The organism is Streptomyces bacillaris (assembly GCF_003268675.1).
GTDB classification, from domain to species: Bacteria; Actinomycetota; Actinomycetes; order Streptomycetales; family Streptomycetaceae; genus Streptomyces; species Streptomyces bacillaris.
The window spans coordinates 3,728,676-3,741,653 of sequence record NZ_CP029378.1; the positions used below are offsets into that span (position 1 = coordinate 3,728,676).

At 73.4% G+C, this 12,978-nt stretch carries 10 protein-coding genes and 1 riboswitch; of the genes, 5 read left to right on the top strand and 5 right to left on the bottom strand.

All coding sequences use genetic code 11. The features are described 5' to 3' along the window. Nucleotides 1-60 precede the first annotated feature (60 nt). Together DJ476_RS15945 and cobN are read right to left on the bottom strand one after the other, a co-directional pair. On the bottom strand, nucleotides 61-1,110 hold the full coding sequence (locus DJ476_RS15945; protein WP_112490827.1) for a hypothetical protein: 1,050 nt from the start codon (nucleotides 1,108-1,110) through the stop codon (nucleotides 61-63). Nucleotides 1,111-1,441: 331 nt separating this feature from the next. Beyond that, entirely contained in the window at nucleotides 1,442-5,047 is a 3,606-nt protein-coding gene (gene cobN, locus DJ476_RS15950; RefSeq protein WP_112490828.1) for a cobaltochelatase subunit CobN, read from the bottom strand. A 93-nt stretch (nucleotides 5,048-5,140) separates the two neighbouring features. Then, a riboswitch (cobalamin riboswitch) is annotated at nucleotides 5,141-5,226 on the bottom strand. Nucleotides 5,227-5,606: 380 nt separating this feature from the next. Between cobN and DJ476_RS15955 the strand changes: the two genes are divergently transcribed. Genes DJ476_RS15955 through DJ476_RS15965 form a run of 3 tightly spaced genes read left to right on the top strand, consistent with a single transcriptional unit; the run spans nucleotide 5,607 to nucleotide 9,125 of the window. Next, a complete protein-coding gene (locus DJ476_RS15955) occupies nucleotides 5,607-6,923 on the top strand; it encodes a cobalamin biosynthesis protein CobG (protein ID WP_112490829.1) in 1,317 nt (438 codons plus the stop codon). Nucleotides 6,924-6,969: 46 nt separating this feature from the next. After that, the gene (locus tag DJ476_RS15960) at nucleotides 6,970-7,596 is read left to right on the top strand and encodes a precorrin-8X methylmutase (RefSeq protein WP_103420577.1); all 627 of its coding nucleotides are present in this window, start codon (nucleotides 6,970-6,972) and stop codon (nucleotides 7,594-7,596) included. 14 nt (nucleotides 7,597-7,610) lie between these two features. Next, a complete protein-coding gene (locus DJ476_RS15965) occupies nucleotides 7,611-9,125 on the top strand; it encodes a precorrin-2 C(20)-methyltransferase (protein ID WP_112490830.1) in 1,515 nt (504 codons plus the stop codon). Nucleotides 9,126-9,132: 7 nt separating this feature from the next. Here DJ476_RS15965 and DJ476_RS15970 read toward each other — a convergent pair whose 3' ends face one another. Next, on the bottom strand, nucleotides 9,133-9,969 hold the full coding sequence (locus DJ476_RS15970; RefSeq protein WP_208853505.1) for a cobalt-precorrin-6A reductase: 837 nt from the start codon (nucleotides 9,967-9,969) through the stop codon (nucleotides 9,133-9,135). Between the two features lie 17 nt (nucleotides 9,970-9,986). Between DJ476_RS15970 and DJ476_RS15975 the strand changes: the two genes are divergently transcribed. Further along, complete coding sequence (locus tag DJ476_RS15975) at nucleotides 9,987-11,096, top strand: cobalt-precorrin-5B (C(1))-methyltransferase (protein ID WP_112490831.1); 1,110 nt, start codon at nucleotides 9,987-9,989, stop codon at nucleotides 11,094-11,096. A 40-nt stretch (nucleotides 11,097-11,136) separates the two neighbouring features. Here DJ476_RS15975 and DJ476_RS35600 read toward each other — a convergent pair whose 3' ends face one another. After that, nucleotides 11,137-11,337 (bottom strand): hypothetical protein, encoded by a 201-nt coding sequence (locus DJ476_RS35600; protein WP_404827605.1) that lies wholly within the window; start codon nucleotides 11,335-11,337, stop codon nucleotides 11,137-11,139. Between the two features lie 233 nt (nucleotides 11,338-11,570). Between DJ476_RS35600 and DJ476_RS15985 the strand changes: the two genes are divergently transcribed. After that, a complete protein-coding gene (locus DJ476_RS15985) occupies nucleotides 11,571-12,566 on the top strand; it encodes a sporulation protein (RefSeq protein WP_318294709.1) in 996 nt (331 codons plus the stop codon). A gap of 21 nt (nucleotides 12,567-12,587) precedes the next feature. Here the strand turns inward: DJ476_RS15985 and DJ476_RS15990 are convergent, their stop codons facing one another. After that, nucleotides 12,588-12,968 carry a hypothetical protein gene (locus DJ476_RS15990; RefSeq protein WP_112490833.1) on the bottom strand — a complete coding sequence of 127 codons (381 nt, stop codon included), beginning with the start codon at nucleotides 12,966-12,968 and terminating at the stop codon, nucleotides 12,588-12,590. Nucleotides 12,969-12,978: the final 10 nt, after the last annotated feature.

The window sequence follows — 12,978 nt, forward strand, 5'->3', positions numbered from 1 at the left end:
TCGCCACCGCCACGGGCATCATCTCTCTGGCCGCCGCGGTCTCTCTCGTGACGATCGCCCTCAGCTGACGTCGGCGCTCTCCCCCACACCCCGCCGCTCCACCACGCGCCCCGTCGCGTCCGCGTCCAGGTGGGCGGTGCCCTCCGGGCCGCTCACCGTGATGCGGACGCGTGGTCCCACCCCGTCGCCGGAGGGCGGGGTGATGTCGATGCGCCAGATCTCGGGGGTGCGCACGCCGAGGGTGGTGCGGGCCTCGCGGACGAGGGCGGGGAGGAGTTCGTACGGGAGGGACTGGAGGTGGAACGTCTCGGTGGGCGGGCGGGTGGAGTCGCCGCTCACCGCCATGCGCCGGTCCTCGATGGGGACCTCGGTGACGTACGCGGTCTCCACCCGGCTCTCCAGCTCCATCGCGGTCGCCCGCATCCGCCCGAAGGTGAGCAGGGAGGAGGAGGGGCCGGAGACGGTGGTGGAGGTCGTGAAGGTTCGGGATGTGGAGGAAGAGGAGGAGGTGGAGGGGGAGTTGGGGGGTGTGTCCTCGTCGTTCACCGCCGTGAACAGCGGGCCCCGGAAGAGAAGCACCACCAGCACCGCGCCCGCCAGGAACGCGAGCAGGACCAGCAGGCACCACGAGCCCTCGCCCACGTCCGGGTTGCTCACCAGCGTGGAGTCGGGCGCGGAGTCGATCTCCGCCTCCTCGGCCCGGCGGGACCACTCCGGGGTGGGGCGGGTGACGATCCGTACGTCCCAGGGCTTGTCCGGACGGTACTCGACGACCGCGATGCCGCGCGGGCGGTAGGCGGGGAGGTCGACCAGGTTGATGTGCTGGGTGATCTTCACGCGGTAGGCCGGCCGGGCGTCCTCCGGGTCCGGGGCCACGGTGAGCCTGAACTTGACCGGTACGTCGGCCGATTCGCCGCCCGTCGCCCGCAGGTCCTCGATCCGGGCCAGGGCGAGCCGGCCGACCGGTGGTTCCCCGCCCGCCGGGCGTCGCTTGCCGCCGAGGACGGCGAACAGGATCAGGAGGGCCAGGACCCCGCCCCCGGCGGCGAAGACCGGCACGTCCTCCAGGATGACCCCGACCGCGACGGCCGCCAGCGCCGCACCGGTCACGCCGGACGTGGCGGTCAGACGGAGGACCGCCAGGCGGCGGGAGGGTGGGCGGGCAGGAGGGTGTACGGTCGCGTGCCCGGGCAGGCCCCCGGGCGGGCGTTCGGCCGTGTGCCCGGGCGCGTGTCCTGGCGAATGGCCAGCCGTGTGCCCGGGCGAATGGTCAGGCGCGTGTCCGGGTGAATCGCCTTTGTTCGGTGTCTTGTTGGGCTCGTCGTTGCTCGCCGGGCCCCGTTCCTGCCCCTGCCCCGCTGTCCCCATATCCGTGATTGTGACGGTCGGAGGCAGATCGGGGCAGGGGCGGGAACGTAAGAAGAGCGGGGGGGAGAGGGTGTCAGCCCTCGCCCTCCAGGTTGCCCTCCGTCTCCAGGTAGACCTGGCGCAGCGCTTCGAGGACCGCCGGGTCCGGCTTGGCCCACATGCCGCGGGACTCGGCCTCCAACAGGCGTTCCGCGATGCCGTGCAGGGCCCAGGGGTTGGCCTCCTGGAGGAACTGGCGGTTCTCCGGGTCGAGGACGTACGTCTCGGTGAGCTTGTCGTACATCCAGTCCGCGACCACGCCCGTCGTGGCGTCGTAGCCGAAGAGGTAGTCGACCGTGGCGGCCAGCTCGAACGCGCCCTTGTAGCCGTGGCGGCGCATCGCCTCGATCCACTTGGGGTTGACGACCCGGGCGCGGAAGACGCGGGAGGTCTCCTCGACGAGCGTGCGGGTGCGGACGGTCTCGGGGCGGGTGGAGTCCCCGATGTACGCCTCCGGGGCCTTGCCCTTGAGCGCGCGCACGGTGGCCACCATGCCGCCGTGGTACTGGAAGTAGTCGTCGGAGTCCGCGATGTCGTGTTCGCGGGTGTCGGTGTTCTTCGCGGCGACCTCGATGCGCTTGTAGGCGCTCTCCATCTCCTCGCGGGCCGGGCGGCCGTCGAGCTCGCGGCCGTAGGCGTAGCCGCCCCAGACCGTGTAGACCTCCGCGAGGTCGGCGTCGGTGCGCCAGTCGCGGGAGTCGATGAGCTGGAGGAGGCCGGCGCCGTACGTGCCGGGGCGCGAGCCGAAGATGCGGGTGGTGGCCCGGCGTTCGTCACCGTGCTCGGCCAAGTCGGCCTGGGCGTGGGCCCGTACGTAGTTCTGCTCGGCCGGTTCGTCGAGCGAGGCGGCCAGGCGTACGGCGTCGTCGAGCAGCCCGATCGTGTGCGGGAACGCGTCCCGGAAGAAGCCCGAGATGCGGAGCGTGACGTCGATGCGCGGTCGGCCCAACTCGGCGTACGGGATGGGCTCCAGGCCCGTCACTCGGCGCGAGGCGTCGTCCCAGACGGGGCGGATGCCGAGCAGCGCGAACGCCTCCGCGATGTCGTCACCCGCCGTGCGCATCGCGCTCGTACCCCAGAGGGAGAGGCCGACGGAGGTGGGCCAGTCGCCGTTGTCGGTGCGGTAGCGGGTCAGGAGGGAGTCGGCCAGGGCCTGGCCCGTCTCCCAGGCCAGCTTGGAGGGGACCGCCTTCGGGTCGACCGAGTAGAAGTTGCGGCCCGTGGGGAGGACGTTGACCAGGCCGCGGAGCGGGGAGCCGGACGGGCCCGCCGGGACGAATCCGCCGTTCAACGCGTGCACGGCGTGGGTGAGTTCGTCGGTCGTCGCCGCCATGCGCGGGACCACCTCGGTGGCCGCGAAGGTCAGGATGTCGGCCACGGCGTCCGGCAGGCCTGCGGCGACCCCAGCCACTGCCTCCGGGTCCCAGTCCGCGTCGTCCATCGCCTGGACCAGGGCGCGCGCCTGCTCCTCGATCGCGTCCGCGTCCGTGCGGGTGGCGGCCGACTCGTCGAGGCCCAGGGCCTCGCGGAGGCCGGGGAGGGATGCCGTACCGCCCCAGATCTGGCGGGCGCGGAGGACGGCGAGCACCAGGTTGACCCGGTCGTTCCCGGCGGGCGGGTTGCCGAGGACGTGCAGGCCGTCGCGGATCTGGACGTCCTTGATCTCGCAGAGCCAGCCGTCCAGATGCATGATGAAGTCGTCGAAGCCCTCGTCCTCCGGGCGGTCCTCCACCCCGAGGTCGTGGTCGAGCTTCGCGGCCTGGATCAGGGTCCAGATCTGGGCGCGGATCGCGGGGAGCTTGGAGGGGTCCATCGCGGCGATCTGGGCGTGCTCGTCGAGGAGTTGCTCCAGGCGCGCGATGTCGCCGTAGCTGTCGGCGCGGGCCATCGGGGGTACGAGGTGGTCGATGAGGGTGGCGTGGACGCGGCGCTTCGCCTGCGTACCCTCGCCCGGGTCGTTCACCAGGAACGGGTAGACGAGCGGGAGATCACCCAGGGCCGCGTCGGGGCCGCAGGCGGCGGAGAGGCCCGCGTTCTTGCCGGGCAGCCACTCCAGGTTGCCGTGCTTGCCCAGGTGGATCATCGCGTCCGCGCCGAAGCCGTTGTCCTCGGCGGAGGCGGCGATCCAGCGGTAGGCGGCCAAGTAGTGGTGGGACGGCGGGAGATCGGGGTCGTGGTAGATCGCGATCGGGTTCTCGCCGAAGCCGCGCGGCGGCTGGATGAGGATGAGCAGGTTCCCGCGCCGCAGGGCCGCGAGGACGATGTCCCCGTCCGGGTTGGCGGACCGGTCCACGAACATCTCACCGGGGGCCGGGCCCCAGTGCTCCTCCACCGACTCCCTTAGCTCCTGCGGGAGTTCGGCGAACCAGCGGCGGTAGTCCGCGGCCGGGATCCGAACCGGGTTCTTCGCCAACTGCTCCTCGGTCAGCCACTCCTGGTCGTGGCCGCCCGCCTCGATGAGGGCGTAGATCAGCTCGTCGCCGTCGCCGGAGACCAGCCCCGGGATGTCGGCCTCCGGCCCGAAGTCGTAGCCCTCGGCGCGCAGTCGGCGCAGCAGGGCCACGGCGCTGGCGGGGGTGTCGAGGCCGACCGCGTTGCCGATGCGGGAGTGCTTGGTCGGGTAGGCGGAGAGGACCAGCGCGATGCGCTTCTCCGCGTTGGGGATGGAGCGGAGCTTCGCGTGGCGTACGGCGATCCCGGCGACCCGGGCCGCGCGCTCGGCGTCGGGGACGTACGCCGGGAGCCCGTCCTCGTCGATCTCCTTGAAGGAGAACGGGACCGTGATCAGTCGGCCGTCGAACTCCGGCACCGCGATCTGGGTCGCCGCGTCCAGCGGCGAGACGCCCTCGTCGTTCTCCTCCCAGGCGCTGCGCGGGCTGGTGAGGCAGAGCGCCTGGAGGATCGGCACGTCGAGCTGGGTCAGCGCGCCCGCGTCCCACGACTCGTCGTCGCCCCCCGCCGACGCCTCGGCGGGCCTGGTGCCGCCCGCCGCGAGGACGGTGGTCACGATGGCGTCGGCGGCGCGGAGTTGGTCGACGAGGTCGGCCTCCGGGGTACGGAGGGACGCGACGTACAGCGGGAGCGGGCGGCCCCCGGCGTCCTCCACCGCCGTGCACAGCGCGTCCACGAACGCCGTGTTCCCGCTCATGTGGTGGGCGCGGTAGTAGAGGACGGCGACGGTCGGCGCGCCCTCGGGCACCGCACGCGCCTCCCGCTCCAGCGGGCCCCACGCGGGGGCCGGGGCGGGCGGCTCGAAGCCGTGGCCGGTCAGCAGCACGGTGTCGGAGAGGAACCGGCCGAGCTGCTCCAGGTTGGCGGGCCCGCCGTGCGCGAGGTACGCGTGCGCCTCGGCGGCGATCCCGATCGGCACGGTTGAGGCGGCCATCAACTGGGCGTCCGGGGCCTGCTCACCGGTCAGCACGACGACCGGCCGCCCGGTGGCCAGCACCGCGTCGAGCCCTTCCTGCCACGCCCGTACACCGCCGAGGAGACGTACGACGACGAGGTCGACGCCGTCCAGCAGCTCCGGCAGGCCGTCGAGGTCGACGCGGGAGGGGTTGGCGTAGCGGTAGCTGACGGGCCCCTCGGATGCGCGGGCGCTCAGGAGGTCGGTGTCGGACGTCGACAGGAGCAGGATCATGCTGCGTCAGGCCTTCCTCGGGGTGTCCACGCCCCGGGCGGTGTCGGAGGGTCTCCCCGGTCGGTCCGGCGGCTACCGGGCGCTCGGGGAAGGGAGTTCCTGACTCGTCCGGCAGCCGGTGGTGGCGGCGGCCGGACTCACAGTGGCGGGACCGCGCCGGAATCGCACCGGGCTTCCTCCCCTGTCGCCGTCTGGCGATGGCGGCCTGAACGGACCACCGTCTGCATCCTAAGCGGCGGGGGTGGAGCGGGGCAGGGGGCGGGGGTGCGGTGGTGATCACTGTTTCCGGTGACGACGACCGGTCTGCCGCCTTTGTCCCGGAGGCCGCAGCCTCGGGCCCGTCGGCTCAGTCCCGGAGGCCGCAGCCGCAGGCCCGACGCCGGCCCATCACCTCTGTCCAACAGGCCCGCCACCGGCCCATCGCCTCCGACCCGCAGGTCACAGCCACCGGCCCATCGCCTCCGACCCGCAGGCCACTGCCGCAGGCCCGCCACCGGTCCGCCGCCTCTGTCCCGCAGGTCACAGCCTCGGGCCCGCCGCCGGGAGCGGCCCGGTCGGTATGCTCGCCGCCATGCCCGATTCCGCCCCCTCGCCCGTTTCCGCGGGTGGCGCCTCCCGCCGCGCCGGTGGCGACGCCTGCCCCGGAACGCTGCGGCTGCACCGGGCGGACGACGGGGCGCTCGCCCGCGTACGGATACCCGGCGGCGTCCTGGACCCCGACCGGGCGGACGCGCTCCTGGTGGCGGCCGAGCGGTTCGGCGACGGTGAGCTGCATCTCACCTCGCGGGGCAACGTACAGCTGCGCGGCCTCGGTACGGAGTGCGGCGGCGGGCTGGCCGCCCTGCTCACGGACGCCGGGCTGCTGCCCTCCGCCGCGCACGAGCGGGCCCGCAACATCGTGGCGTCGCCGCTCGCCGGACTGGACGGGTCGCCCGCGCTCGGCCCCTGGCTGACCGCGCTGGACGGCCTGGTGTGCGGCTCGCCCGCCGCCGCTTCGCTCTCCGGCCGCTTCCTCTTCGCCCTCGACGACGGGCGGGGTGACGTGGACGCGCTGGGCGCGGACGTGACCCTGATCGCGGAGGGCGCCGGCTGTCTCCTGCGGATCGGGGCCGGGGACGAGATGTTCCGGATACCGGCCGGGGAAGGCCCGCGCGCCGCGCTCCTGGCCGCCGAGGCGTTCCTCCGCGCCGCCCGGGACTCCGGCGCCTGGCGCGTGAAGGATCTGCCCGACGACGTACGGGCGGAGCTCGTCCATGCCATCGGGTCGGCGGCGGGCGATCCCGTGCACCGCCCCCGCCCCCGTACACCGAAGACTCCGGAACCGGGCGCCGTCACCGGACCGCACGGCAACGCGGCAGCGACAGCAGCCACGGCCACCACCACGACCGCGATCTGTGTCGACGTACCGCTCGGACAGCTCACCCCCGCCCAGTGGCAGCTGCTGACCGACACGGCCCGGCGGTACGGGAACGAGCTGCGGCTCACCCCGTGGCGCGGCATCGTCGTCCCCGGCCCCTTCGACGAGGGTGGCGCGGCGGAGGCGCTGCGCAACCTGGCGGCGGCCGGGCTGGTCACCACCCCCGAGTCCCCGTGGACCGGCGTCGGCGCCTGCATCGGCCACCCCGGCTGCGCGAAGTCGCTGTCCGACGTACGGGCCGAAGCGGGGGCCGCTGTCGGACCCGTCGGGCGGCTCCCTGTGTACTGGTCCGGGTGCGAACGCCGCTGCGGTCACCCCCACGGGGAGTGGATCGACGTGGTCGCCACGCCGGGCGGACACCGGATCTCGCATGTACGGGGCGAACGCCGGGACCCCCCGGCGACGGTCCGGAACGACCCGGCGGCACTCGCGGCGACGGTGGCCGCGGCCCGCGCCTGAGCACGTCCCTCCCACCCCCATAACGGCAGAAGAAAGCGACAGCACTGTGCATCAGTACGAGAAGGACGGACCGGCGATCTACCGCCAGTCCTTCGCCACCATCCGCGCGGAGGCGGATCTGGCCGGGCTGCCCGCCGATGTGAGCCAGGTCACCGTCCGGATGATCCACGCCTGCGGCATGGTCGACCTCGTACGCGACCTCGCCTTCTCGCCGAACGCCGTGGCCGACGCCCGCGCGGCTCTGCGCTCCGGCGCGCCGATCCTCTGCGATGTGGCGATGGTGGCCAGCGGGGTCACCCGCAAGAGGCTGCCCGCGGACAACGACGTGGTGTGCACGCTCTCCGACCCGTCCGTGCCGGAGCTGGCCGCGAAGATGGGCACGACCCGCAGCGCGGCGGCCCTGGAGCTGTGGCGGGACCGGATGGAGGGGGCGGTGGTCGCGGTGGGCAACGCCCCGACCGCGCTGTTCCGGCTGCTGGAGATGATCGAGGAGGGCGCCCCGCGCCCGGCCGCCGTGATCGGCGTCCCGGTCGGCTTCGTCGGCGCGATGGAGTCCAAGGAGGCCCTGGCCGCGCACCCGTCGGGCCTGGAGCACCTGATCATCCGGGGCCGGCGCGGCGGCAGCGCGATAGCGGCGGCGGCGCTCAACGCCATCGCGAGCGAGGAGGAGTGACAGTGACTTCTCCGGTGAAGGACACCCGTACCGGCAAGCTCTACGGCGTCGGCCTCGGCCCCGGCGACCCGAACCTGATGACCCTGCGGGCCGTCCGGGCCATCGGTGAGTCGGACGTCGTCGCGTACCACAGCGCCCGCCACGGCCGCTCGATCGCGCGCTCCATCGCCGCCGAGCACCTGCGGCCCGACCACATCGAGGAGGCCCTGGTCTACCCCGTCACGACGGAGACCACGGACCACCCGGGCGGCTACCGGGGCGCGCTGGAGGAGTTCTACGAGAAGGCCGCGGCCCGTCTCGCGGCGCACCTGGACGCGGGCCGGACGGTGGCGGTCCTCGCCGAGGGCGACCCGATGTTCTACGGCTCGTACATGCACATGCACAAGCGGCTGGCCGACCGGTACGCCACGGAGGTCATCCCGGGCGTCACGTCGGTGAGCGCGGCGGCGGCCCGCCTGGGCACACCCCTCGTGGAGGGCGAGGAGATCCTCACGATCCTGCCCGGCACGCTGCCCGAGGAGGAGCTGACGGCCCGTCTCGCGGCCACCGACACGGCGGTGGTGATGAAGCTGGGGCGTACGTTCCCGGCGGTGCGCGGCGCGTTCGAGGCGTCGGGGCGGCTCGCGGAGGCGCGGTACGTGGAGCGGGCGACGATGGCCGGGGAGCGTACGGGCGAACTGGCGGACATCGACCCGGCGTCGGTGCCGTACTTCTCGGTGGCGGTACTGCCGAGCCGGGTGGACGCGCCGCGCCCCGCGCCTTCGGCCTCCGGAGACGTGGTCGTGGTCGGCACCGGCCCGGCGGGCCCGCTGTGGCTGACCCCCCAGACGCGGGGCGCGCTGGCGGCGGCCGACGCCCTGGTCGGCTACACCACCTACCTGGACCGGGTGCCGGTCCGCCCCGGCCAGGCGCGGCACGGCTCGGACAACAAGGTGGAGTCGGAGCGGGCGGAGTTCGCGCTGGACCTGGCCCGGCGGGGCCACCGGGTCGCGGTGGTCTCCGGCGGCGACCCCGGGGTCTTCGCCATGGCGACGGCGGTGCTGGAGGTGGCGTCGCAGGAGGAGTACGCGGAGATTCCCGTACGGGTCCTGCCCGGGGTCACCGCGGCCAACGCGGCGGCGGCGCGCGCCGGCGCACCGCTGGGCCACGACTACGCCACGATCTCCCTCTCGGACCGCCTCAAACCGTGGGAGGTCATCGCGGAACGCCTCCGCGCGGCCGCCTCGGCGGACCTGGTGCTGGCGCTGTACAACCCGGGCTCCAAGTCCCGTACGTGGCAGGTGGGCAAGGCCCGTGACCTGCTCCTGGAGCACCGCTCTCCGGACACGCCGGTGGTGCTGGCGAGGGACGTCGGCGGCGCGGCGGAGTCCGTCCGTACGGTGCGGCTGGCCGATCTCGACCCGGCGGAGGTGGACATGCGGACGCTGCTGATCGTGGGCTCGTCGCAGACGCGGTGGGTGCGGCGGGGCGAGTCGGGCGAGTCGGGCGAGTCCGTCGTGTGGACTCCGCGCCGCTACCCGGAGGCGTAGAGCGCGGCTACCCGGAGGCGCCGGGGCCGCCCGCGCTGCCGGAGCCGTCAGCTCCTCCGGAACCTTCCGCGTAGAGCTTCCGTACGACCCACTCCACGGCCTCGTCCGGCGTGGCGGCCACCGGCACCCCTTCCGGGACCGGTGGCCGCCGCACGACGACGACGGGGATCCCGGCCTCACGGGCGGCGGTGAGCTTGGGCGCGGTGGCGGCTCCCCCGCTGTCCTTGGTCACCAGCACATCGATGCGATGGTGCCGAAGGATCTCCCGCTCCCCCTCCAGCTCGAACGGCCCCCGGTCGAGGAGCACGTCCATCCGGGCCGGGCAGGGCGGCTCCGGCGCATCGACGGACCGCACGAGGAACCACAGCGCGTCCAGGCCCGCCCCCGCGAAGGCGGCGAGCCCCATCCGCCCGGTGGTGAGGAAGACCCGCTCGCCGAGTGCGGGCAGCAGCTCGGCGGCCTCGGCGAGCGAGGCGACGGAGTGCCAGCGGTCGCCCTCCTGGGCCACCCAGCCGGGCCGGCGGAGGGCGAGGAGGGGAACATGGGCCTGCGCGGCGGCCTCGGCCGCGTTCCGGCTCATGGTGGCGGCGAAGGGGTGGGTGGCATCGATGAGGAGACCGACGCGGTGCTCCCGTACCCACGCGGCAAGCCCGTCGACCCCGCCGAACCCACCGACGCGCACATCCCCGGGCGGCAGCCGGGGAGCGGCCACCCGCCCGGCGAGCGAGGTGGTGACGCGGACGCGCCGGTCACCGGCGAGGCTCTCGGCCAGCCGACGCGCCTCGGTGGTCCCTCCCAGAACAAGCACATGCACATGCACAGGCACAGGCACAGGCACAGACATCGGGACGGACTCTTCTCATGAACGCTGAGGCGCAGGGCGGTCGCAGTGCACAACTCAAGCACACCGGCCTGCGCCCCGGCTGGACGACCGGTGCCTGTGCGACGGCGGCGACCACGGCCGCGTACACGGCGCTGCTGACCGGCGACTTCCCGGACCCGGTCAGGATCACGCTGCCGAAGGGCCAGGCACCGGCGTTCGCGCTGGCGGTGGAGGAGCTGGGGCCGGGCCGGGCGAGCGCCGGGGTGGTGAAGGACGCGGGGGACGACCCGGACGTGACGCACGGGGCGCTGGTGAGGGCGACGGTACGGAGGCTGCCGCCGGGCTCCGGGGTGGTGTTCCGGGCGGGCCCGGGCGTGGGCACGGTGACGCTGCCCGGGCTGCCCCTGGACGTCGGGGAGGCCGCGGTGAACCCGGTGCCGCGCCGGTTGATGCGTGAGCACGTGGAGCGGGTGGCGGCGGAGCACGGGGAGCCGGGCGACGTGGAGATCACCGTCTCGGTCGACCACGGCGAGGAGATCGCCCGCTCGACGTGGAACGGCCGCCTCGGCATCCTGGGCGGCCTGTCCATCCTGGGGACGACGGGGGTGGTGGTCCCGTACTCCTGCTCGGCCTGGATCGACTCGATCCGCCGGGGCGTGGACGTGGCGCGGGCGGCGGGCCTGACCCACGTGGCAGGCTGCACGGGCTCGACCTCGGAGCGCACCGTACGCGCGGAGTACGACCTGCCGGACATCGCGCTGCTGGACATGGGCGACTTCGCGGGCGCGGTCCTGAAGTACGTACGCCGCCACCCGGTCGACCGCCTCACCATCTGCGGCGGCTTCGCCAAGCTCTCCAAGCTGGCCGCGGGCCACCTGGACCTCCACTCGGCCCGCTCCCAGGTCGACAAGACCTTCCTGGCCGACCTGGCCCGCCTGGGCGGCGCGGACGACTCCCTCGCCGCCGAGATCGCCACGGCCAACACGGGCCTGGCGGCCCTGCGCCTGTGCGAGGCGGCGGGGGTCCCCCTGGGCGACCTGGTGGCCTCACGGGCACGCGACGAGGCCCTGACCGTGCTCCGGGGCGCCCCGGTGTCGGTGGACGTGATCTGCATCGACCGGGCGGGGGTGGTGGTGGGGCGGGGGTGATCCACCACCACCCCACCACCCCATCGCCCGGGCCTGGTGCTCAGCCTCGGCCCAGTACGCGAACGGTCCAGCCGGCCGCGCGCCAGGCGTCCGCGTCAAGTCCCCCGCGACCGTCGATGGCCTTGGCCACCGCCACCCGCCCGGCAAGGAACGCGGGATCCACTCTGCTGAACTGCGGCCACTCCGTCAGATGCAGCAACAGGTCGGCACCCTCGGCGGCGGCCAATGGGTTTGCGGACATCATGGCCAAGGCTCTCGGCCAGTTCCCGCACGTCGGCACCCGCGGTCTCGCACACCTCGGCCATCGCATTGATGAACGAGATCTTCGTGGCGAGGAAGGAAGCGGAGACACCGGACGCGAACGTGGGGTTGGATTTCCCGCGGGACCCTGCCGACGCTGTCGGCGTCGCCACTTCGTTCTGGAGCTCTGTGAACCGCCGCGGCTTCCTCACGACAGGCGCATCAGGCTTCGCCGTGTCCGCCTTCACCACCCCGGTCACCCGCTGGCTCGTCACCCCGGCCGACGAATCCGCACACCACAGCGGTGGCCACCGGGTGGGCCGCGCCGACCTCGACGAACTCCGCGAGGCCGCCGACGACGCCCGCCGCTGGGACTCCAAGTACGGCGGCGGGAACTGGAAGGCCGGCTCCGTCACCGCCTGCCTCCAGGAACGGGCGGCCCCACTGCTCCAGGGCTCCTTCTCCGACCGGGTGGGACGGGAACTCTTCTCCGTAACGGGTGAGCTGTCCCGGCTGGCGGGTTGGACGGCTTTCGACGTGGGCGAACACCACACCGCCCAGCGCCACTTCATCCAGGCCTTGCGGCTCGCCCGCGCTGGCGGGGACGTACAACTGGGCTGTTACGTCCTCACCACGATGGCCATGCAGTCGCTGCTGCGCGGTTTCGCGGGCGAGGCCGTGGACATGGCCCAGGGAGCCTTCGCACGGGCCAAGGGACAGGCCGTACCCAGGGTGCTGGCGTTCACCAAGCTCATCGAGGCCCGGGCGCACGCCCGCGAAGTCAACGCCAAGGCGGCCTCCGGAGCCCTGGCCGCCTCCGAATCCCTGCTGGAACAGGCAAGGGACAACAGCGGCGACGAGCCCACGTGGATCGACTTCTACCACCACGCCCGCCTGTCCGCCGACGCGGCCGAGATCTTTCGAGACCTGAAGAACCCGAAGGCCGCCCTGGCCTGGAACCAGCAGGCCGCCGCCATGCCGTCCGGAGCCTTCACCCGCTCCGTGGGCATGCGCCTGGCCATCGTCGGCACCGCCCACCTCCAGGCCCGCGACCTCGACCACGGCCTGGCTCTCGGTCACCGCTCGGTCGACATCCTCACCCGCGTCCAGTCCAGCCGAGCCCTGGACTACGTACGGGAGTTCAACGTTGCCCTGACCCCCTGGAGACGCGATCCGACGGTCCGCGACTTCATCCAGCGCACCCGCGAGGAACTCGGCATGGCCGCCTGAGAGCTACCCCGAAGCGGGCTTTCACCGGGACGCACTGACACCCGACGCCTCCTCGATGGCGTCGAAGATGTCGGCGTCGGTCTCCTGCTGCCAGGCGGGCAGATCGGCCCAGTCCGCCACATACCCCGGCTTCGGGTCGTCGAAGTGCCGGAACATTTGAGCCGTCCAGCAGATGGCCACGAACCGCCCCCGCTGCTCCCGGGTCAACCGCCCCGTACGCCCGCCGCTGACCTCGACGAACTGCCGCACCTGCTCGTACACGGCCCTGGCCGCCTCACGTTCCCACTGCGGGGTCTCGTCCCACGGAGTGACGTAACCGGCCTTCGGCTCCCCGGGAAAGTGCCGCCGGACCCCCGCGATCCAGGCTTCCCGGAACAGTCGTGCACCTTCGACCTGAGACATGCGATCCCCT